Below are 21,754 nucleotides of genomic sequence, written 5' to 3' on the forward strand. Positions count from 1 at the left end.
GAGAAGGAGATGAGGATTTTATGAGCTTAAAACCTTACAAACGAAGCAGAGTGGCCATTGTCGGCATGGGAGCGGTCGGTACAACGACCGGTTACACCCTCCTGCTACGCCAACGCATGTCAGAACTTGTCTTTATTGATGTTAATGTCAAAAAGGCGCAGGGGGAAATGCTCGATATGAATCACGGGCTTCCCTTTCTCGGCGGTGTCAAAGTGTGGGCGGGTGATTATGAAGACTGCCGTGATGCGGATATCATCATTGTTACAGCGGGCGCATCACAAAAACCGGGAGAAACACGCATTGATCTGCTCAAGCGTAATGCCGAAATTTTTGAAAGCATTATTGATAATATCGTCAAGGTAAACACACACGGCATTTTACTGATCGCAACCAATCCAGTGGATATTCTCTCCTACATCTCCTGGAAACGTAGTGGCTGGCCTTCGAGCAGAGTTATCGGTTCGGGTACGCTGCTGGACAGCGCACGCTTCCGTTATTTGATTGGTAAGCAAAAGGGCATTGATCCTCGCAGCATCCACGCCCATATTATTGGAGAACATGGCGATTCCGAGCTGCCTGTATGGAGCACGGCCAACATCGCAGGAACTCCATTGGAGCTGGGCGAAGAAACGAAAAATGAGATTTTTGAAAGTACCAAAAATGCAGCCTATGAAATTATAGATGCCAAAGGCGCGACTTCTTACGCCATCGGACTGGCTCTCGACCGGATCGTAGCCGCCATTCTGGGGGACGAAGGGTCGGTACTTAATGTGTCCACTTTGCTGGAAGATTATAACGGAGTATCTGACGTTTATCTAGGTGTTCCGAGTATCGTGGATCACAACGGTGTACGCGAAATTTTAGATCTTCCACTGAATGACAAGGAACGTCAAGGGCTGCATCAATCTGCGGACAAGCTGAAAGATCAAATCAGTAAACTCAACTTGTAGATGAACAAACTGAAATTGTAGACAAAAAGGGCCTCCAACAGCGGCGAAAATACCGTTGAGAGGCCCTTTGATTATTTCATATAAGGAGTTCAGCTTATCGTAAACAGTTTATTCAGATTACCAAGGCGGTGTATCTCCATCGGCAAACTCGTCTTCTTGCTGGCGTTTCTCTTTCAAGCGCTCAGCCACCGTTTCGAACGATTCCGGTTGAAGCAGCTCAATCGGTGAAAAGCCTTTTTCAAACGTAAATGCGTCGCCTTCAATGATAAGCGCGTATCTATCATGCAGCTTCGTAATATGCAGCTTGGCCCCAAAGTCGGACAACAGTCCACGTACAGCCGTATCATCCAGCTTGAAGCGAACTTCAATTTCCGGTTTTAGCTCAACAATATGCTGTGCAGCCTCTACGACCTGAAGGGGTTCCCATTTTCCTTGCAAATCCCGTTTTTCACTGGCCGCCCACAGCTCCAGATCACGTTCCTCTTGCTGTCTTTCCTCATTGGAAGCATCTGGCCATTTCGTCTCTACATAGTTCTGTACGAAGCCCATGACATGCTCATTAACGATTTCTGGCATGGATTGCTCGTAGGTCACAAATTTCAGAAAATCCTCAAAATACCGGGCATGCGAGGACTGGTGAATTTTAAGCTCCCACTCATCGTTCATCCCCTCCTCCAGCATGTAAGGATACATGATGGATTTCATATTACGGGCTGAAATGGCCATTTCGACCTCACTGACCAGACTGCTTTCGGTAATCCGGGCAATTTTAGGTTCAAAATCACATTTGAGCACAAAAATAAACGGATCATCGGAGTGTGTATTCAAGGTAGCCTGTACAATGATCAACGCTCCCCCGCGTACCGCGCTCGTATCCAGATACATCCGCACCAGATCGTCGCAGGCATTTTTAAAATCCTCCTTATCCTCTGCTGCCCGCAGCCGGGCGAACATATTGAAATTCGGATTACTGCTCAGTTCATGCTCCGGTTCGACGATAAAGCGGCCAATTTTGGTCGGTGCCTGCTCTGTGCTCGGATTTTTCTCGACCTTCCGCTTGCTAATACGGGCAAATTCCCCGTCCAGGAATTTCTTAACATCGCTCTCGTCATAATCATAGTCATCCATCGTAGCGTAATGCTTGTAGGACTTACCGCCTTGTCCTTCTTTTCCGTCCACCTGAATTACAAAAAAAGATAAAAAGTCCACTTGAAAGTTCATTTGCGTTCCATACGCTCCTTTTCAGGCATGTACGCGTAATTATATCACTATGGATTTAAAACGTACATCGGATACAAATCCTCATTATTAAGAAATACATTTAAGTTAACATAACTATTATTATGTAAATTCATTTGTAGAATAGATTTAATTTTCTGTATCGTGTTCTCTCCTTGATCAAAAAACATTTGACTAAATTGCGAACTGTTTCGAGGCGATGAGCAATAGCAATAACGGTTCGGCCTTGTACAAGGGGATCAATCACTTGCTGAATTTCCTTTTCATTTTCAGGATCAAGCGAAGAGGTGGCCTCATCCAGCAACACGATCGGCGAATCCTCTGAGAATGGCCCATGCGATGGAAATCCGTTGCTTTTCGCCACCCGACAATGTACTGCCGCCCTCAACTAGCCAGATGCCATACCCGTTTGGCAGCTTGAAAATAAAATCGTGACAGCAAGCTTAACGGCCGGCTGCTTCGATCTGTGCCTGCGTCGCATCACTTTTACCGAATCGAATGTTATTTCCAATGGTATCCTGAAACAGATTCACGTCCTGAAACAAAATAGATACCTTACGTAACAGCGCCTCGGGGTCCATCTGCCTCATATCATCGGCGCCCAGCAGTACACTGCCCTGCTTCGGGTCATAAAAACGTGCGATCATACGTAATAATGATTATCATTCTTATTTTAAAGACAAAACCTGATTTTGTAGGGCTCGGAATATTTTAAGTTAACATAATATTTATTACGTAGTCTATTTCTTGTTACGATTTGAAGCTAGGCTTGACTTCGGTGCTGACTGATAGTATAGTGCTGATATATCTGTAATCAAGGGAGAGATTTTGATGTCGGTGAACGTTCTTAACTAAGCAACTTCATATTCAGGGAAGACCATTCAGGCGCTTGTGCCCTCCGGGGACAGGTTTTTTGATATTGTGTTTTTACCCTGACATTAGTTAAGAACATGCGGATATCATAAATCGCCTCAGGGATTATTTTCTTTTAGGCCTTATTCCGTGCTGTGTTCAGCGCGGTTTTTTTGTTTTCAGATTTTGTGAAATTCCTTTATATCCTTCCTATTCATGGGCTAATTAGCTTACAAATTGGTTTACTCATGGATGATTTGGGGAGGCATAAATTGGAGCTACAAAAGCTGGAGTATAGGCTTATTTGACGATAAATTCCCTACTTCCTTCAGGGCGGAGAATGAACGATTTGTTCATTCTCCGCCCTTTTTTTATTTCACAGAGAAGGCTCTAAACAATCCTAAAATCACACACTAAAGGAGAGATTTATTCATGAATGAAACCACAATGCAGCGTTTGGAATATGATCGGATCAAAACAAGAGTTTCCGAATGTGCTTTTTCTTACCTTGGTAAGCGCCATGCCGCTTCCATGCAACCCATTACAGATATCCGTACGATCAAGATCCGCCTTGACGAAGCGATGGAAGCCCTGCAGCTCATTCGCCACGGTGCAAGTGTTCCTATCCCCTCGCTGGAAGGGATGGAACACATTCTTCACTTGCTGGGAATCGGATATTTGTTCAGCGAGCGCGATTTTTCTCACATTGCCCAATTTATCAGAAGTTGCGGTCAACTGATAAAATATATGGGTTCCAAGTCGAATGCCGCTCCAAGCGTCAGTGCCTATGCTTCTTCCATGTATGATATGGAACCGCTTCTGTCTGAAATTGAAAGATGTATTTATTCAGGAAAAGTGACGGACACCGCCAGTAAGGAACTGGCTAAAATCCGCAAAAAAATAGCAGTCACGGAAGAACGGATCAAAAGAAAACTTGATTCTCTCACCAGCCGTCACCGATCCATCATGCAGGAACATATGACCAGTCAGCGTGGCGGTCGTTACGTGCTTCCAATCAAAAAAGAGTTTCGAAAACAGGTGAAAGGCAACGTGCTGGATGAATCAGGCAGTGGACAAACGGTTTACATTGAGCCTGCCGAGATTGCAAGTCTCCAATACGATCAGAGCGCGAACATCGCAGAAGAAGCAAAAGAAGCAATGAAGGTACTGGGCGACCTAACGGCACTTGCTGAGTCATACAGCCGGGAGCTGAGCATCAACACAGAGACAGTAGGCATACTCGACTTTTTATTAGCAAAAGCCAAATACGCCATGACGATGGATGCTGTGCCTGTCGAGCTTAACCTTGACGGAATTATAGACATTCGAGGGGCACGTCACCCGTTGATGGGAAAATCTATGGTTCCACTTGATTTCTCAATCGGTGAAGGCTACTCTTCACTCATCATTACCGGACCCAATACAGGTGGAAAAACGATGGCCCTCAAAAGTGTCGGCCTGTTAACTCTGATGGTACAATCCGGACTGCTGGTACCTGTTTCAGAAGGCTCACGAATGGCTGTATTCGAGAACATCGAGGTGGATATCGGAGACGGGCAAAGCATCGAGCATGCTTTGAGCACCTTTTCTGCACATATTCGCAACATGATCGGTATTTTGGAAACGGCAAGCAACTCCACTCTGATCCTGATTGATGAAATGGCATCTGGAACCGATCCGGGCGAAGGCGTGGGCCTCTCTATCGCGCTGCTGGAAGAATTCCACCGCCGACAGGCAACGGTAGTAGCTACCACGCACTTTAGCGAAATTAAGCATTTTGCCGAAAATACACCTGGATTTCAGAATGCCCGAATGGAGTTTGATACCGAAACGCTACAACCATTATACCGTCTCCGAATCGGTGAGGCCGGGGAAAGCTACGCATACGCCATTGCCTTGAAGCTGGGGATGTGGAATCGGATTATCGAGCGTTCTCAGGCCATTTCTGCGGGCAGAACATCTCAGAACACACAGGAACTGTTTGTGGTCCCCCCAGCTTCTAATGATGAGAAGCACAAAACAACAAGTGAACTCTCTCCTAAAAGAGCATCTTTAAAGCACACAGCCACAAAACAGGGGAAACAAAAACACACTGCCGAACCTATGTCGTTTGCCCTTGGCGATAGTGTTTATGTAGGCTACCTGAATCGGACTGGAATTGTGTACAAAACCGAGGATGAACGAGGGAATGTAGGTGTTTTAATCCAAGGAGAGAAGCTGAGCATGAATAAAAAGAGGCTCGTCCTTCACATCGCAGCTACTGAATTGTATCCTGACGACTATGATCTGGATATCGTTTTAGAAACCAAGGAAAACCGCAAAAAACGGAAGCTTATGGGACGCAAGCATATCGAAGGCTTGATGATTGAATCTCCCCCGGAAAATGAAATGTAGACGCACATGTATATTCTCAATTTAAAATAAGTTTTTTTGAATGCCAGTGAAATTTAATCTGCAAGCGGACACTTTGATTAGAGTGATCCACTTGCAGATTCTACTTGTTGTCATTTGAATACATTAATAGGACTCATAAATCTAGTTTAACTAACATAATATATATTATGTAATCCTATGGTTTATCAAATCATCTTTTAACATCAGCAGGGTCACGTTGTCTGGTGTATTTTTCAATCCAAAAATAGTCATCTCCATTCAAATTCACTTATGGGAGTCTCAGAGCCAGCTTACTTCCAAGCGACGATACTCCCGAGCCTGAAGCTCCAAGGATATGTATTCTGTTTTTCAAACCTCTTATATCAAACGTCTGTAACACAAAAAAGGCGTGTCCAAAGTTAAAGGCACGCTCTTTTGTTAACATTTTATTTGTTTGTATTACTCAATCCCTTACTCGTCGAAATATAACTTTTGTCATAATTCAAGATGATACGATTGTTTGTAGTTATATATAGCGCCTAGCAAATTCGCTTCATTGCCTAATTTACTTTGTTCAATATCTGCACGCACAAAATTATAGATAGATTCCATATAAAGCTTCTCCAACTCTTCCCTAATCGTAATTACCAGTAAAGGATTTTCAGATATGCCTCCCCCAATAACAAACTTTTCAGGGTCAAGAATCGATTGCAAATTAATGATTTGTGTTGCGATGTTCCTACAGTATTCATGAAAAATCGTTTGGACCGCGCGATCACCTTCTTCAATGAACTTGAATACTTGTTCACCCGTTATTGAATCTGCAGGAAGTCCTTTAGCTTTCGCAACGGTTTTTGTTAAAACAAAACTACTCCCTTGCATACCAAACAAATAATCATCATTGTCTGCATACTCGCTGTTGGTTCTGATGAAGGAGAATTCTCCAGCCGATAAATGGTGGCCTTTCAGCAATTTCCCTTGAGAGATGATTCCACCCCCCATCCCTGTTCCAACTACCAGAACAACACCATCGGTAATCCCTTGTAATGAACCACGCCATGCTTCCCCAAGAGCAGCACACTTTCCATCATTTTCAATCGCTACGGGCTTGTGAAACGCTTTCTTAAAAACTTCTATCATATTTATATCATTTATATATCTTAATGAACCTCCATGCACCATATGGCCGCTTGCTGAATTCACAATACCTGGCATACTGACGGCTATACCTTCGCACTCATCCATAAACTGATTAAGAATTTGCTTTAAAGCTACAAGCAGATTCTCAAGTGAGTCCAATGGAGTTTTAACTTTACCCTTGCTCATAAATTCACCTTGAAAATACAAACTGAATTTTATAAAAGAGCCGCCAATATCAAAAACCAGTATTTTATTTTTCATACTACGTATAGTCCTTTCATTGAGCAGTTTTGAGTGGTTCTCTAAATAACGATAATTAATTTTATTGGTTTTGTAAATCCATCATTTTCTTTATCGTTAGTCAGACACCGTTCTCTTCGTTGGATTTAGTGATAAAGCTAGCTGCATTATTGGCATCGTATTACTATTAAAAAAAGCTTCTGTACCTTTACTTTATTACCTTTGTCAAGGCAATACCATACTGGCTTTTAATTCACCATTGCTTTCCAACTTATTCTGAATTATTCTAAGGTTTATCATATGACAATCGCTAAAATAAGGAGGCACATCTATTGAATAATACTGTTGAAGAACTCGCTAGGCTCATCGAGGATCATGAAAAAGAATTCTTTTCGATCTCAGAACATGAATTTAATGCCAAACCTTTCCCAGAAAAATGGTCTAAAAAAGAAATACTAGGGCATCTGTGCGACTCCGCTTCTAATAATCATCGAAGATTTATAATGATTAAGCATTCAAGGTCCCCTGTTAAAATTGAAGCATATGCGCAAAATGATTGGGTTGCAGCTAATCAGTATCAGGAAGCGTTCTCCCACGCGGATGTCATACATCTATGGAAACTATTAAATAAACAAATCATAAATATGTTAAACTCATGTACATCACTCGATTTTGAGAAAGAATTTCAAAAAGATGACCAGTCTACCGAAACATTACAGTGGCTAGTTGACGATTATATTCAGCATATGCAGCATCATTTGGATCAAATCAATCAAAAACAAGAATAAGTACGATGATAAAGGATACTATGTTCACAATATGGATGACACAAGTCGTTGATGCGATTTCCAAGTCAGGGTGCAATTCTTTTTTTGGTTTACATAATATTTTTTATGTAAACCAAATGTGTTTATTTTCAAAATCAACTCCTGGTATATACTTATAATCCCGTTATTGGTAGCTGGACATCCAGCTTGTCCATCGCTTTTTCCTTTTCCCGATCCGTGACATGCGTGTATACAGTGGTGGTCTGAATGGAAGAGTGTCCCAGCAACTCTTGCACAGTACGCAGATCTGCACCTCTACGCAAAAGCATCGTTGCAAACGTATGACGCAGCTTATGGCTGGAGTAAGCCACTCGACCTTGCGCACCTTTATCCTGCTGGAATCGCTCGAACGTTTCTGTAGCGATCTGCTGGATAGAGCGAACCGCCAGTCGGCGGCCTTTTTGCGACACGAACATCGCATCCTCCTTCCCTCTCCACGGCGTTAATCTTTCCTCCAATGCACGATCTAAAACATCACACACAGCCTCCGGCACCGGGAGCGTACGCCACTTTCTCCCTTTACCAAACACATCCAGTGTGCGTCGCTCACGGCTGTAATCCGGGACATTCAAAGAATGAACCTCTCCCACCCGTAATCCCATATATACCATGAGCAGAAAAATAGCCATGTTGCGATTGGCATATTTCCCTTCCACCGCGAGTAAAAATGGCCGAATTTCATTTTCATCCAGGTACACGGGCATACGATTCTTTTCGGTCTTTGCTTTTTTAATTCCGAAAGCCGGATTCGTGCTGCACAATTCAAATTCCTGTAGCGCTTTAAAAAAGCTACTCACCGCTGCATGCTTGCGGTTCCGGGTGCTATCTCCAGCTCCGCCTTCCCGAGCTTTAGACAGATACGACATCACATGAATCTTTTTCACCTGATCGAGTGGTTTATCCCGCAACGTGAGTAAGAACTGCTTCACATCCCCTGTATAGTTTTTTTGCGTATGTATCGTATAACCTGCATCTTTCATCCAAATCAAAAAAGCCTCCAGTTCCTCAGCATATACTTCATCAATATCATCTATCATATCCGGCTCCATTTGCCGTACCCCTTTTTTCATCCCGATTACCTCCGCTCCGATTCATCTTCCAATATACTGTAAAACGTCCATTTTCGCCTACTTTTTATCGACAATTCGATCGACATCTTGTGCGTGAGGGCTAATAAAAGTCGATTTAAACCAAAATTGCGTATAATTTATATTATGCGCAGTTATTTTAGGCACTTTTTAAGTATAAAATAAAGCCCTTAGCCTTGTCTACCGCCATTTTGACTGATTTTCTCCTAAGATACCGTTATCATCAGCATCAGAGAGCATATCTAAGAACCCACGGGGTGAGTAGCCGTCGGCGGGACATGGATGATGTGAAAAAGAATTTTGCTGTCTCTCTCCATTTTCCCTTCATCATTCAGCACGCTATACTTAAAGAAGTCGAAAGGCAAACTATTTTCAACTTATATTCATTTCAAAAATGTAAGTTATTCATGACAAAGGGAGTGTTCATTTATTTATGAGTACCGAAATGCTGGAACGTCGAAGTGAAATTCTAAAACGGAACATCCATCAGTTGCTGGTCCAGGAAAATCAACACGGCGTGACGCGTCAAGAAAATTATACTTTGCACAAAATGATCAGGGAGCTTCATCAAACTTCTCACGCCTTGAATACTTCCCGTTGATATGAAAAATACGAATGTTTAAATTTTTAAATGCAAAATAACCTTCAGCCCCACTTCCTTAGTGGGGTTGAAGGTTATTTTGTCGTGTATAGCTTTTAATGAATAAGTTATGATTTCTTCGCGATGTTATCCCCTGGAGCGACTTAGCAGGTATAGGAAGTATGGAGCACCAATGATGGCCACGATCAAACCTGTCGGGATTTCTTTCTGTAAAGGTAAGGATCGTGTAATTGTATCCGCCACAAGCACTAACAGTGCCCCAACCAATGCACAGGCCACTAACAGCATCTTATGTTTTGGCCCCACCAGTTTTCTCGCCAAATGCGGAGCGACTAAACCGACGAAGCCGATTCCACCGCTAACCGATACGCTGGAGCTGGCCAATCCAACCGCAGCAGCGAGCAGAAGGATGCGTTCTTTTTCAATAGATGTACCTAACCCGGATGCCGTCTGATCTCCCAAATTAAGCACATTCATTACATTGGCCTTGTAGTATGCGAAAGGCAGCAGCACCACAAGCCAAGGTAACAGTGCCATTACAAATTTCCAGTTGGACCCCCATATACTTCCTGCCAACCAATTGGCAACAAACGTATAACTTTCAGGCGTAAGCTTGAGAGTTAGGATGATCATCGCAGCACTGATCCCCGCCGCTACACCAATTCCGCTTAACAGTAACCTTGTCGGAGAAATCCCTTCACCCTTTTTGTAAGAAAGAGCGTAGATCAAAATAGCAGCCGCTCCCGATCCAATCAGCGCAAGGGCAGGTAGTAAAAACAATGAATTCGTTGTTTGCATCGTTGGGAAAAGCAATACAAACAGCATAACCATCAGCCCGGCTCCGGCATTAATCCCCAAAATACCAGGGTCCGCCAAACCATTACGTGAAACTCCCTGCATGATACAGCCGGAAACCGCCAGACCTGCACCGATCAAAACGGAAATAACCATTCGTGGCAATCGGAATTCAAACAGGATCAATTCCTGCTGTGGAGTCCCTTGCCCAAACAAGGTTCTAAAAAGCTCCATTGGCGAAAGTCGAATAGTTCCTGTATTCGCACTAATGGTAAATGCAGCAATAAGCAGAATGAGCAGAACGATAACAACGATCCAATCATGGATTTTTTTACGGTGACCTGCTTTGGCAATAGCTCCAGTCGTGATGTTATTCATCTTACAGTGCCCTCCTTTCTTTACGAGCCAGATAAAGGAAGAATGGCACCCCAATCAGGGCAATAAGCACGCCTACTGGTGTTTCCTCCGGTGCATTAATCATACGGGCCGCCAGATCGGCAAACACGATGAGTAAAGCTCCCATAATGGCCGAGCAAGGAATGATCCAGCGATAATCGACACCTACCAGCTTGCGGGTCATATGAGGAATAATCAGCCCTACAAAACCGATAGATCCTACCAGCGACACTGCCGCCCCCGCCAGAATAAGTACCAGGATCATCCCAAGCACCTTTACAATGCCAGTGCGCTGACCGAGACTGAGCGCAATTTCATCCCCCAGGCTGAGCAACGTAATAGACCGTGACAGCATAAGAGCACCGATAAAGGCTGCCACAACCCAAGGTAAGACAATCCCCAGTTGCACCCACTTGGTTCCGCTAAGTCCCCCTGCATACCAGAAGGCCAGATCCTGTCCGACATTAAAATACAAGCTGATCGCGTCACCCAAGGCAGACAGCAATGCCGTTACAGCTGCACCCGCCAATACAAGGCGTACTGGCGTAAGCCCACCCTTGGATATGGAGCTTGTACCATATACCATCACAACAGCTAAGGCCGCGCCAACAAAGGAGTACAGCATCAGTTGTAAAAAGGATGACCCGGGAAAAAGAGCAAAACAAATCGCCATCGCCAAACTAGCTCCCGAATTCAATCCAAGCAAACCCGAGTCAGCAAGCGGGTTGCGGGTCATCCCCTGCATAATTGCCCCCGCCACAGCGAAGCAGACTCCAATCAACACACCACCCAAAATCCGTGGTAGCCTAATTTCCCAAATAATTTGATGATTTTGTATTTCAGGATTAAAATGAAAGACTGCATTCCATACCTCAAACAGCCTAATTGGAGCTGCGCCAAAAGATAGGGATAAAGCGATACCGAATGCCAAAAAGGCTAGTCCGGCTGTTAAGATGAGCGAAGCCGCCCATGGACGTGAGTGAAATGGAGTCGGCGGCTGGCTATTGTTACTCTGGGCGGGACTCTCCGATGATTCTGATAATTTCATGACTATTTTTCACCCTTACTGTTGAATAGTATGTAGGCTATCACACAAACCTGTGCTCATGAAGGCATTTGATAATGAGAATTATTATCATGCAATCTTTACTATTGTAAATTAATGCGACAATGGCTTCAATAGTAAATTTCGACGAACCCGTGAAGCCCTGCAATTTTGTGAAAAAATAAAGCCCTTTGGCATCAATACCAAAGGGCTACCAGCAACACCTGAGTAACTACTTCTGTGAAGCCTTCTCTTTATTCCGTTGGACGAGCATGTCTGCGATTTCTTCTGCTTGTCCTACAATGGCAATCGGGTCAAAGTACCAATAGCGATCCTCCTGTAACTCAAAGACCCTGCCATTTCGGACGGCATCCAGTGACTTCCATATACTGTCCCCTGTATAACCCGCGGTATCCTTGTTAACCGTCAGAAAAATATAAGAACCGGCATACTGATTAATAACTTCTTTCGATACCGATTTCCATTGAGTCTCACCTAATAATTCTTTTTGGACAAGAGGTGGAGGCGTCAAACCCAGTCCTCTGTATACCGCCTGCCCTCCTCTGCCAAAGTTATCGCCATATACATAATATTCCTTCGTTGAAGCCTCCATGATAGTGAAGGTGTCCTCAGGTTGAATAATTCCCATTAACTTGTCGCGTGCTGCCTGCATCCGCTGATCGTATTGGGCTAGCCACGCTTTAGCCTCCTGATCCTTACCAAGAAGCTCTCCAAAAGCAGTTAATTCCTCATGCACATCCTTATACGTGCCATAAGGAATAGAGACGGTCGGTGCAATTTTACTGTATTTCTCATATTGAGAAGCATCTTTGGAACCAATCAGAATCAAATCCGGCTCCAGAGTCAGTACCTTTTCAAAGGACACGCTATCGCGATCTCCAATGCTTGTAATGCCCTGTACAAGATCCTTGGAAAACGGATTGTCCAAATAATACTTCACACTCCCCACGGGTTGAATACCAAGAGCTAATAAATCATTCTGATACATATCTACTACGATCCGTTGAGGATGAGTTGGGACTGTAACATCACCATGAATTGTTTTGACTGTTTTCGTTGCTGGCTTCTGCTCGGTAGAAGTTTGATTCTGCTTTCCGTCAGTCTGCCCCGTATTTCCTCCACAAGCGGTCAGAGCCAGCATGAATGACAGCAGCATCATTGCAATCCACATTTCCTTTTTCAAAACATTCATTCCTCTCTCTGCTTACATTTCATACTATTTCATTTAGGTACCGTACTGGGCTTGATGCAGACGGCTATACGGACCTTGTACCGCTAGCAATTCTTCATGCCTACCTTGCTCGGCGATTCCCTGATCGGCAACTACGATAATGCGGTCGGCGTTTTTAATCGTTGCCAGACGATGCGCAATAACGAGCGTTGTGCGTCCTTGCGACAACTCTGTCAAAGCCTGCTGAATTGCAGCTTCTGTCTCTGTATCCAGTGCTGATGTTGCTTCATCCAAAATGAGAATAGGTGGATTTTTGAGGAACATCCGGGCAATAGACAAGCGTTGCTTTTGGCCCCCGGACAGCTTTACGCCCCGTTCACCAATCATGGTATCCAAACCTTCCGGATATGAACGAACGAGGTCTTCAATCTGAGCCCGTCGGGCGGCATCCCAAATTTCTTCTTCCGAGGCACCTAGCTTGCCATATGCAATATTTTCACGAACCGTTCCATCGAACAGGAACACGTCCTGCTGTACGATCCCAATCATGGAGCGCAACGATTCCAGCTTCATTTCACGGATATCCATACCATCAATGGTAATACTGCCTTCCTCCACATCATAGAAGCGTGGCAACAAGCTGCAAAGCGTCGTTTTACCTGCTCCTGAAGGGCCGACCAGTGCTACAGTCTCTCCCGCATGGATGGATAGGTCCACTTTACGCAATACCTTGTCTTTGTTTTCATAGCCAAATGTTACACCTGCAAATTGGATTTCTCCATTGAGATGGGTAACGGTCTTGGCCCCTGGCAGATCTTCTACATCCGATTCACTTTCCAACAAATCTAGGTATCGGCGGAAGCCGGCAATGCCTTTGGGATACGTTTCAATAACGGAGTTAATCTGCTTGATTGGCGCGAGAAATACGTTGGACAGCATCACAAACGCGATAAATTCCCCGTACGTCATTTGCCCTTCAATCACAAACCATGTACCGCACACGAGTACAAACAGCGAAACCAGCTTCATCAGAATAAAACTAATTGAAGAATTCCAAGCCATAATACGGTAAGCAATTAGCTTGGTTTTACGGAATCGTCCATTGTTTTCAGCAAAGCGCTCCATTTCATGCTCTTCGTTCGAAAATGCTTGTACAACGCGGATACCACTAACGTTATTTTCGATACGTGCGTTGTAATCTGCGATATCCGAAAACATTCGATGGAAAGCAGCATTCATTTTACGGCTAAAATACAAGGACAAGTAAATCATAAGCGGCACAATAATGAACGTCAGCACTGCCAGCTTCCAGTTAATGCCGAGCATGATGCCGAAGGCCCCTCCCAGTGTCATCAACGCGATAAACAAATCTTCAGGCCCGTGGTGGGCGATTTCCCCGATATCCATCAGATCGTTAGTCATACGGGAGACGAGATGCCCTGTTTTGTTATTATCAAAAAAACGGAAGGATTGCTTTTGAATTCGATCAAACAGCTTTTTACGCATGTCCGATTCGATGTTAATTCCCAGCTTATGGCCCCAATAGGTAACCACGTAATTTAATCCGGCACTGACTACATAAATACCAAGAAGTCCTAAACAAGCATATAAAATCCATTTCCAGTTCCCGCTAGGCAGCAAATCATCGACCACCCGGTTGACGGCAAGTGGGAAAGCCAACTCCAGCAGTGCAGCCAGCAAGGCGCAAGAGAAATCAATAATAAACAAAGTCCGGTAAGGACGGTAATATTCAAAAAAACGTTTTAACATGTATATGACTTCTCCTTTCTTATTTCAAGTGATTATTTAGGATCAACGGAAAGCATGTTAACCGCTTCATCCAGCGATTTGTCAATCGCAAGCGGTGAGTACGTAAACCACGGGTCAGCTTTGATGAAATATACTTTGTGGTTTTTAACCGCAGGGAGGTTTCTCCACAGTGCGCTTTGCTCGATTTCCTTGAGGATTCCATCCTTGGTCTCTTCATCATAAACCAGCATAATAATTCGATCCCCTGACAGTTCAGGCAGCTTTTCCATTGAAATGCTATCGTAAACGAAATTAAAGTTCGGGTCCTTCGCCAGCTTTTGGCGTATGTACTCAGGAGGATTCAATTCCAGTGAACGGTAAATGACATGTCCTACATTCCGCGCCCCGTACACTCTTAGCACATCCTTACCGTAAGTCATGTAAATCGTGACCGTTTCACCTTTCTTAAATTTTCCAGCCAGCTTCTTCCGCCCTTCGGCAGCCTTTTGATCCAGATTAGCAATCCACTGCTCAGCTTCCTTGTCCTTACCGAGTACGGCAGCAACATCCCGAAATTGCTTAAACACATCCCCTTTCATAAAAGAAATGACTACAGTTGGTGCAATTTTTTCCAGTTGTTCCTTCACTTCGGGAGTGGTGTCTTCTGTTATTAGGATCAGGTCTGGTTGTAGCTCCAGCACCTTTTCTACATTTGTCGGGTTCCCAATATCCGCAATTCCGTCAATCTTTCCTTTTAAATATTCGCCCTCCAACAAATGGGAAGCGGCACCTACCGGTTTAACTCCTAAGGCCAGTATCGCATCCAAATATTGCGTCGTAATAACTCGTTGCGGATTTACAGGGATATTGATCTTGTTGCCAGTGGCATCTGTATATTCACGCATGGCAACCGTTTGGGATTGTCCGGATGGATCCTTAGTGTCGATCTTTTCGTTCGGATGGTTGTTGCTAGCTGCGTTTCCACAAGCACCCAGTACAACCGTCAGCAGAACCACAAGACAAAGCGTGATTCCCCATTTTAATCTGTTACTTTGTTGCATATTACAAATCCTCCTTAGTTATATATATCGAAAATGATAGTGATTCTCATTATCATACAATTGTTATTCTATCTTTTACTGCTACTTCTTACAACATTAAAATTAAAAACTTCCATATTATACGAAGCAAATGATTCCTGACTCATAAAAAAACGGACTGATCGCATTCTCGCATCAGCCCGGAATCTTAAATATATGGGGACATACGCCCGTTTTATTTCTTCTGATCCACCAGCTCCAGCTTGGCAGGAATTGATTTTTTCACGGTTTTACCTTGGAGTACATCCTGTGCCGCTCGAACCGCCAATTGTCCAATCAGTTCAGGTTGTTGAGCTACGGTTGCCGTGAGCTTGCCCTCCTTAATCGATTTAAGTGCATCCTCGTTGCCGTCAAAGCCGATCACTGGAATATTTTTACCAGAGCTTTGAATGGCTTCAATTGCCCCAAGCGCCATTTCATCATTATGGGCAAATACCGCCTGAACGTCCGGGTTGCCTTGCAGCAGGTTTTCCATGACATTCAAACCCTTGGTCCGGTCAAAATCGGCCGACTGTTTGGCAATAACGTTCAGTTCCTTATCCGCTACTTCGTGGAAGCCTTTACCCCGCTCACGGGTAGCCGATGCACCTGGTACGCCTTCCAGCTCAATGACCTTGGCACCTTTTCCGACTTGATCGATCACGTATCTGGCAGCCATACGTCCACCCTCTACATTGTCCGAAGCGACAAGCGCTTTTACATCTCCTTTGTCAGCAGAACGATCCAGCGTAATGACCGGGATGTTCAAAGCATTAGCGGATTGAACAACCGTGGAGATAGCCGACGAATCTGTAGGGTTAATTAACAATGCATTTACGCCTTGCTGGATCAGATCGTCCACATCATTGCTTTGTTTCGCCGAATCATTTTGCGCATCGACGACAATGACTTGCAATCCTTGTTTTTTGGCTTCTGCAACGACTCCGTCTTTAAGAGAAACAAAGAATGGATTGTTCAGCGTTGAGATGGACAAGCCGATTTTGATCTCCTTCAAGTTCGCACCTGCTTTGGGCTTTGCCCATTCCGGCGGTTCCAGAGAACAACCCGTCATCAGCAGGAGCAGCAAGGCTGTCATGATTAATGTAAGTTTTTTCATATATGTGATCTCCTTCTATGCAGATTAGGCGTATTAAGCTGATTTCTTACGGTCAATCAATACAGCAATGGCGATTACAATCCCCTTGACCACCATTTGATAAAAAGAGTTCACTCCCAGTAAATTCAAGCCATTGTTCAGCGTCCCGATAATAAGTACACCGATCAACGTACCTACGATTCGTCCGCGTCCCCCTGACAAGCTTGTTCCGCCCAGTACGACAGCCGCAATGGCATCCAGTTCATATGAAGTACCTGCTGTCGGCTGTGCGGAGTTCAAACGTGAGGTCAAAATAGCACCCGCCAAAGCAGAGAGCATTCCAGCCAGAGAGTAAATCCAAATTTTCACGCGCGGTACTTTAATACCGGATACAATCGAAGCCTTCTCGTTACCACCGATGGCATACGTTTTGCGTCCAAACGGCGTTTTATGCAAAATGATCCACAGTACGGCAAAGGTAATGAGCATTGTAATCGCCGGAACCGGAATGCCAAACTGGTAACCGCGGCCGAACAACTGAAATACCAGACTGTCTCCGAGTCCCGTAATCGGATTACCGTTGGTATAGACCAGTGTCAATCCTCTAAAAATAGTCATGGTCGCCAATGTAGCAATAAACGGAGCCATTTTACCTTTGGTGATCATCAAGCCATTAATCATCCCCATGACGCCACCCAGCGCACAACCAATGATAATTGCCAAAATCGGATCGAAGCCGGCCAGCATCATATTCGCGACAAACGCACTGGATAGAGCTAGGATCGAGCCAACAGACAAATCAATCCCGCCTGTGAGAATCACGAAGGTCATACCAAACGCAATCAGCGCATTAATAGATACTTGGCGCAACAAATTCAGAATATTAAGCGGTTCCAAAAAGCTGGGATTCAAGACCGATACGATGATGACCAAAATAATGAGTCCCAGCAACGGGCCGAGCTTTTGTGTAATTTGCGACATTTGAAACCCTTTGCCACCTTTTGTTTCATTCATGGTTGTCATATTACTGTCCTCCTGTAGCTAACGTCATAATGTGTTCTTGCGTGGCTTTTTCCCTGCTCAGTTCCCCGGTGATTTGTCCCTCATGCACCACGATAATACGATCGCTCATGCCGAGCACCTCGGGAAGTTCTGAGGATACCATGATGATCGCTACTCCGCGCTCGGTCAGCTCGTTCATCAACTGGTAGATTTCCCGTTTGGCACCTACATCCACGCCTCTTGTCGGTTCGTCAAGAATAAGTACGCTTGGGCCAATGCCCACCCATTTGGCGATCACCACTTTTTGCTGATTGCCACCTGACAAACTGCGTACCGTCGTTTCGCCTGATTGAGTTTTTATCTGTAAGCGCTTAATTAATGTATTAACAAAATCCAGCTCTTTTTTGCCTGAAATAAATCCTTTCGACGTAAAGCTGAACAGATTGGGTAGCACCATGTTTTCCCGGATCGAAAAATCCAGCACCAATCCCTCATCCTTGCGGTCCTCTGTAATAAAGCCAATTCCCAGCTTCACCGCGTCATCCGGCTTGCGGATCGTCACCTTTTTTCCACGCACATGAATTTCACCGCTATCCAAAGCATCCAGTCCAAAAAGCGCTCGCATGATTTCTGTCCGTCCCGAACCCATCAAGCCTGAAAAGCCCACAATTTCCCCGGATCGCACGGTAAAATTCACATTTTTAAAAATACTTTTGTGCGAGGCATTTTTGACCTCCAGCACCACTTCTCCCAAAGCAGGTGTTCTCGCCGGATAGCGCTCAGTTAGCTCCCTGCCAACCATTTTCCGCACAACCTCATCAAAATCAGTATCGGGAATCGCTTGGGTATCCACTGTTTTTCCGTCACGCATGACGGTAATCCGGTCGCAGATTTCGAATATTTCCTCCATCCGATGTGAAATATACACAATGGAAACGCCTTCTTTTTTCAAGGAAATAATAACCTCAAACAGCTTTTGAATCTCCCGTTCGGTTAACGCGGCTGTTGGTTCATCCATTACGATCACTTTGGCATCCGTCATCAATGCTTTGGCTATTTCGATCATCTGCTGTTGACCCACGGAGCACTCGCCTGCTTCACCATTCAAAGGAAGATTCACGGCAAGCTTAGCGAATTGCTCGTTTGCTAACGCTTTCATTTTGGTGCTGTCGAGTAACCCCCACTTGGATGTCATTTCCTTGCCGATAAACAGATTTTCCAGCACGGTCATTTCCGGCCACACATTCAGCTCCTGGTGAATAAAAGCAATCCCCTTTTGTTCGGCCTCTTTAGGGTTAGCAAAATAAGTTTCCTGACCGTCAATGATAATCGTCCCTTCATCACGGTGATGCAGTCCGATTAAAATATTCATCAGCGTTGATTTACCTGCACCATTTTCACCCATGAGTGCATGAACCTCACCTTCACGGAGATCAAAATCCACACCGCTCAGCACCTGATTGGTACCAAAGGCTTTGTGAATTCCCTTCATTTGAATATGCATGCTGTCCCCTCCTTTTTATATAAAATTAACTTATCCAAAATAGGCTTATCCAAAATAGGCTTATCCAAAATAAACCCCTGCCTGCAAAATACAATTGGCAAACGGCTTAGCTTCTCCTGTGCGAATGACTACCTTGGCATGACGGGTCAACTCCTTGAATTGCTCATGCGAACAAAACTCAATGGCGGCAGTTTGCGCCGTGGTCTGCGAATTTTCTGACTCTTCCTTTGTAAATGTGCGGATAATATACTGTAGAGCTTCATCATTCTCCTGTTTCATTTCTTCAGCCAACGTTACCTTTTCGATCACCATGTCAGCTGCGATCACATCAACGACATCTTGAAAGGATGGTACGCCCCATTTGAGAGCCAAATCAATTTTAGTAACGCCTTCAGGAATAGGTAAGCCGGCATCGGCCACGACAATATAGTCCGTGTGGCCGAGATCCGACAGTACCTTGGATATATGACTGTTCAGAATTCCATGTTTTTTCATATTATAATTGTTCCTCCACTTCACGCCGTGTTGGCATACCACCCTGTGCTCCAAATTTGGTAACGGACAGCGATGCAGCACGATTGGCGAATTTCACACTGTCTGCCAGTGATTTCCCCTCAGCCAGCGCCACGGCAAATGCAGCGTTAAATGTATCCCCTGCACCTGTCGTATCCACGGCTTCTACTTTATAGGTAGGAACAACGACCTCCTGTTCTCCGTCGAAAAACCGTACACCGTTGCTGCCTTCAGTAACAAACAGCTTGTTCGGATATTGACGCAGAGCCTCTTGAAGGCTTTGGCCCTTAAACATAATAGCGGCTTCATGCTCATTGGGAGTAATGTATGTCGCATTCTCAATCACACTTACTTCCACCTCACGAGCCGGAGCGGGATTCAGCAACAGCGGCACCTCATACTTGGCGCAAATTTTGCTCACGTATACGACCGTTTCCTCCGGTATTTCCTGTTGGATGAGCACCATATCCGAATTTCGGATTACATCGAGCGCTTCTTCTACATAGGCTGGAGTTATTTCATTATTCGCTGCTTTTACAACGACAATACTGTTATCCCCTTCAGCCAGTACAATATGTGCTGTGCCGCTTTCCATATGTGTAACCGGTTTCACATAGCCAGCATGAACACGATTTTCTTCAAAGTTCCGTAAAATCTGTTGGCCAAAATGGTCATCCCCTACGCGTCCAATCATCGTAACGTCCGCTCCAAGACGGGCTGCGGCTACTGCCTGATTGGCTCCTTTCCCTCCGGGTACGGTTGCAAAGCTTTCACCCAGTACGGTTTCTCCTGCGCCGGGGCGCTTGGAGGTAGTCACTACAAGATCCATCGAGCTGCTTCCGACAATCGTGATTTTAGCCATGATAATCCACCTTTCTGGTCGTTTCCCGTTCAATGAATTTGACGGGCAATTGTATGCTTGAATGGGTAAGTATACTCGAATGAAGATTAGGTATGCTTGACTTTGTAGCTTGTGACTGCTCAATCAGTTGAATCAGCAATCCTGCTGCTTCCCAACCCATTTCGTAGGCAGGCTGACGGATCGTTGACAATGGCGGGAATAACAAACTGCTTAACGGTATATCATCAAACCCGATAATCTGAACATCCCCCGGGATTTTCTTTCCTAATCGATGTGCCTCATGCATCACCGCTGTAGCCACAATATCGTTACTCGCAATGACTCCGTCCGTATCAGGATGCTTGTTGAACAGCTCTTTGGCCCACAGCTCAGCTTCCTTGAACGAAAAGGACGTTGTCTTGACGACATGATAAGCAATATTCGATTGCTGAAGCTCTTCAACCGCTCCGCGAAAACGATCCTGCGCCGGACGAATATGTGCCGGGCCTTGCAAGACCGTAATTTGTTTACTACCACGGGCAATGATTTCCTGCGCTGCAAGTCGACCGCCATGAGCACCATCGGCGTATACGGAGGGGCTATCATTGGAAGTTCGATCAAGAAAAACGACAGGGATTTTCAGCTTGGCGTAGCAATCAGCATTGGGATCATTTGTAGATGAAATGACGCCAACGACATTATTTTGTATAAAGGTATCCATGTAATCCAGTTCTTTTTGCCGATCCTCATCACTATTGCCAAAAATAATTCGAAAATCATTTTCCTGCATTCGATCCTCCACTCCACGAGCTAGCAAGGGAAAGTATGGATTTGTAATATCCGGCAGAAGCAGACCGATTAATTTGGATTTCTTTTTGTACAGAGAACGAGCAACTTCGTTGGGTTTATAATTTAGTTGCTTAACAGCGGCCTCAACCTTGCGGCGTGTATCCTCATGCACATATCCCGTTTCATTAATAACTCTGGATACAGTCGCTACGGAAACGCCTGCATAGCTGGCGACCTGTTTAATTGTTGTCATTGTGTAATTTCAACTCCTGTGTAACCGGTTACACATATAAAATATCACAGCATTTATTTTTTGACAAGCATAAATATTTGCATATAGCAGGTTTTGGCCTTATAATTCTTATTGTAACTGGTCAAGTTTCACCTTTGACATTCTAAACGTGAGCTTGCTTACTCCCGGTTACTCGATAAAATGCGTATAC

The 21,754-nt window shown here is 44.6% G+C and carries 17 protein-coding genes and 1 pseudogene; 3 read left to right on the plus strand and 15 right to left on the minus strand.

The window, feature by feature from the left end; translation table 11 throughout:
- The first annotated feature begins 20 nt into the window (after positions 1 to 20).
- Entirely contained in the window at positions 21 to 950 is a 930-nt protein-coding gene (locus NST83_RS12915) for an L-lactate dehydrogenase (protein WP_137063240.1), read from the plus strand.
- Between the two features lie 117 nt (positions 951 to 1,067).
- On the opposite strand, the gene NST83_RS12920 is transcribed toward NST83_RS12915, so the two are convergent.
- Together NST83_RS12920 and NST83_RS12925 are read right to left on the minus strand one after the other, a co-directional pair.
- Positions 1,068 to 2,171, minus strand: coding sequence for a DUF3900 domain-containing protein (locus NST83_RS12920; protein ID WP_342414510.1), 1,104 nt, complete (start codon positions 2,169 to 2,171; stop codon positions 1,068 to 1,070).
- A gap of 130 nt (positions 2,172 to 2,301) precedes the next feature.
- Positions 2,302 to 2,848 (minus strand): annotated as a pseudogene (locus NST83_RS12925) (ATP-binding cassette domain-containing protein); the annotation flags it as partial.
- A gap of 625 nt (positions 2,849 to 3,473) precedes the next feature.
- On the opposite strand from NST83_RS12925, the gene NST83_RS12930 reads away from it, so the two are divergent.
- On the plus strand, positions 3,474 to 5,435 hold the full coding sequence (locus NST83_RS12930) for a DNA mismatch repair protein MutS (RefSeq protein ID WP_342414511.1): 1,962 nt from the start codon (positions 3,474 to 3,476) through the stop codon (positions 5,433 to 5,435).
- A 474-nt stretch (positions 5,436 to 5,909) separates the two neighbouring features.
- Here NST83_RS12930 and NST83_RS12935 read toward each other — a convergent pair whose 3' ends face one another.
- Positions 5,910 to 6,815 carry an ROK family protein gene (locus NST83_RS12935; protein WP_342414512.1) on the minus strand — a complete coding sequence of 302 codons (906 nt, stop codon included), beginning with the start codon at positions 6,813 to 6,815 and terminating at the stop codon, positions 5,910 to 5,912.
- Positions 6,816 to 7,126: 311 nt separating this feature from the next.
- Here NST83_RS12935 and NST83_RS12940 point away from each other — a divergent pair, with 311 nt between their 5' ends.
- Complete coding sequence (locus NST83_RS12940; protein WP_342414513.1) at positions 7,127 to 7,582, plus strand: DinB family protein; 456 nt, start codon at positions 7,127 to 7,129, stop codon at positions 7,580 to 7,582.
- Positions 7,583 to 7,734: 152 nt separating this feature from the next.
- Here NST83_RS12940 and NST83_RS12945 read toward each other — a convergent pair whose 3' ends face one another.
- The 12 genes from NST83_RS12945 to NST83_RS13000 all read right to left on the minus strand — a co-directional run bounded on the left by NST83_RS12945 (position 7,735) and on the right by NST83_RS13000 (position 21,564).
- Positions 7,735 to 8,691: a tyrosine-type recombinase/integrase gene (locus NST83_RS12945; protein ID WP_342414514.1), complete on the minus strand. Its 957-nt coding sequence runs from the start codon at positions 8,689 to 8,691 to the stop codon at positions 7,735 to 7,737.
- A 745-nt stretch (positions 8,692 to 9,436) separates the two neighbouring features.
- Positions 9,437 to 10,483 (minus strand): iron ABC transporter permease, encoded by a 1,047-nt coding sequence (locus tag NST83_RS12950; RefSeq protein WP_342414515.1) that lies wholly within the window; start codon positions 10,481 to 10,483, stop codon positions 9,437 to 9,439.
- A 1-nt stretch (position 10,484) separates the two neighbouring features.
- Complete coding sequence (locus NST83_RS12955) at positions 10,485 to 11,549, minus strand: iron ABC transporter permease (RefSeq protein ID WP_137063248.1); 1,065 nt, start codon at positions 11,547 to 11,549, stop codon at positions 10,485 to 10,487.
- A gap of 229 nt (positions 11,550 to 11,778) precedes the next feature.
- Positions 11,779 to 12,759: an ABC transporter substrate-binding protein gene (locus NST83_RS12960; RefSeq protein WP_342414516.1), complete on the minus strand. Its 981-nt coding sequence runs from the start codon at positions 12,757 to 12,759 to the stop codon at positions 11,779 to 11,781.
- Between the two features lie 33 nt (positions 12,760 to 12,792).
- A complete protein-coding gene (locus tag NST83_RS12965) occupies positions 12,793 to 14,508 on the minus strand; it encodes an ABC transporter ATP-binding protein (protein ID WP_342414517.1) in 1,716 nt (571 codons plus the stop codon).
- A gap of 32 nt (positions 14,509 to 14,540) precedes the next feature.
- Positions 14,541 to 15,548 (minus strand): ABC transporter substrate-binding protein, encoded by a 1,008-nt coding sequence (locus NST83_RS12970; RefSeq protein ID WP_342414518.1) that lies wholly within the window; start codon positions 15,546 to 15,548, stop codon positions 14,541 to 14,543.
- Between the two features lie 214 nt (positions 15,549 to 15,762).
- On the minus strand, positions 15,763 to 16,683 hold the full coding sequence (gene rbsB / locus NST83_RS12975) for a ribose ABC transporter substrate-binding protein RbsB (RefSeq protein WP_137063252.1): 921 nt from the start codon (positions 16,681 to 16,683) through the stop codon (positions 15,763 to 15,765).
- Positions 16,684 to 16,716: 33 nt separating this feature from the next.
- The gene (gene rbsC / locus NST83_RS12980; protein WP_014281544.1) at positions 16,717 to 17,685 is read right to left on the minus strand and encodes a ribose ABC transporter permease RbsC; all 969 of its coding nucleotides are present in this window, start codon (positions 17,683 to 17,685) and stop codon (positions 16,717 to 16,719) included.
- A gap of 1 nt (position 17,686) precedes the next feature.
- Positions 17,687 to 19,168 carry a sugar ABC transporter ATP-binding protein gene (locus NST83_RS12985; protein WP_342414519.1) on the minus strand — a complete coding sequence of 494 codons (1,482 nt, stop codon included), beginning with the start codon at positions 19,166 to 19,168 and terminating at the stop codon, positions 17,687 to 17,689.
- Positions 19,169 to 19,228: 60 nt separating this feature from the next.
- Positions 19,229 to 19,663 carry a D-ribose pyranase gene (gene rbsD / locus NST83_RS12990; protein ID WP_342414520.1) on the minus strand — a complete coding sequence of 145 codons (435 nt, stop codon included), beginning with the start codon at positions 19,661 to 19,663 and terminating at the stop codon, positions 19,229 to 19,231.
- Between the two features lies 1 nt (position 19,664).
- The gene (gene rbsK / locus NST83_RS12995) at positions 19,665 to 20,543 is read right to left on the minus strand and encodes a ribokinase (protein WP_342414521.1); all 879 of its coding nucleotides are present in this window, start codon (positions 20,541 to 20,543) and stop codon (positions 19,665 to 19,667) included.
- Positions 20,536 to 21,564, minus strand: a complete 1,029-nt coding sequence (locus NST83_RS13000; protein ID WP_342414522.1) for a LacI family DNA-binding transcriptional regulator — start codon at positions 21,562 to 21,564, stop codon at positions 20,536 to 20,538. Before NST83_RS13000 ends, rbsK begins: the two co-directional genes overlap by 8 nt.
- Between the last annotated feature and the right edge of the window lie 190 nt (positions 21,565 to 21,754).

The organism is Paenibacillus sp. FSL R10-2782 (genome assembly GCF_038592985.1).
GTDB lineage: Bacteria > Bacillota > Bacilli > Paenibacillales > Paenibacillaceae > Paenibacillus > Paenibacillus terrae_C.

What these genes read in the sequence shown, in the direction of transcription:
- NST83_RS12935 (WP_342414512.1), bottom strand. Translation starts at nt 6,815, where the DNA reads ATGAAAAATAAAATACTGGTTTTTGATATTGGCGGCTCTTTTATAAAA.
- rbsK (WP_342414521.1), bottom strand. Translation starts at nt 20,543, where the DNA reads ATGGCTAAAATCACGATTGTCGGAAGCAGCTCGATGGATCTTGTAGTG.
- NST83_RS12970 (WP_342414518.1), bottom strand. Translation starts at nt 15,548, where the DNA reads ATGCAACAAAGTAACAGATTAAAATGGGGAATCACGCTTTGTCTTGTG.
- NST83_RS12920 (WP_342414510.1), bottom strand. Translation starts at nt 2,171, where the DNA reads ATGAACTTTCAAGTGGACTTTTTATCTTTTTTTGTAATTCAGGTGGAC.
- NST83_RS13000 (WP_342414522.1), bottom strand. Translation starts at nt 21,564, where the DNA reads ATGACAACAATTAAACAGGTCGCCAGCTATGCAGGCGTTTCCGTAGCG.
- NST83_RS12960 (WP_342414516.1), bottom strand. Translation starts at nt 12,759, where the DNA reads ATGAATGTTTTGAAAAAGGAAATGTGGATTGCAATGATGCTGCTGTCA.
- rbsD (WP_342414520.1), bottom strand. Translation starts at nt 19,663, where the DNA reads ATGAAAAAACATGGAATTCTGAACAGTCATATATCCAAGGTACTGTCG.
- NST83_RS12955 (WP_137063248.1), bottom strand. Translation starts at nt 11,549, where the DNA reads ATGAAATTATCAGAATCATCGGAGAGTCCCGCCCAGAGTAACAATAGC.
- NST83_RS12930 (WP_342414511.1), top strand. Translation starts at nt 3,474, where the DNA reads ATGAATGAAACCACAATGCAGCGTTTGGAATATGATCGGATCAAAACA.
- NST83_RS12915 (WP_137063240.1), top strand. Translation starts at nt 21, where the DNA reads ATGAGCTTAAAACCTTACAAACGAAGCAGAGTGGCCATTGTCGGCATG.
- NST83_RS12965 (WP_342414517.1), bottom strand. Translation starts at nt 14,508, where the DNA reads ATGTTAAAACGTTTTTTTGAATATTACCGTCCTTACCGGACTTTGTTT.
- rbsB (WP_137063252.1), bottom strand. Translation starts at nt 16,683, where the DNA reads ATGAAAAAACTTACATTAATCATGACAGCCTTGCTGCTCCTGCTGATG.
- NST83_RS12950 (WP_342414515.1), bottom strand. Translation starts at nt 10,483, where the DNA reads ATGAATAACATCACGACTGGAGCTATTGCCAAAGCAGGTCACCGTAAA.
- rbsC (WP_014281544.1), bottom strand. Translation starts at nt 17,685, where the DNA reads ATGACAACCATGAATGAAACAAAAGGTGGCAAAGGGTTTCAAATGTCG.
- NST83_RS12945 (WP_342414514.1), bottom strand. Translation starts at nt 8,691, where the DNA reads ATGAAAAAAGGGGTACGGCAAATGGAGCCGGATATGATAGATGATATT.
- NST83_RS12985 (WP_342414519.1), bottom strand. Translation starts at nt 19,168, where the DNA reads ATGCATATTCAAATGAAGGGAATTCACAAAGCCTTTGGTACCAATCAG.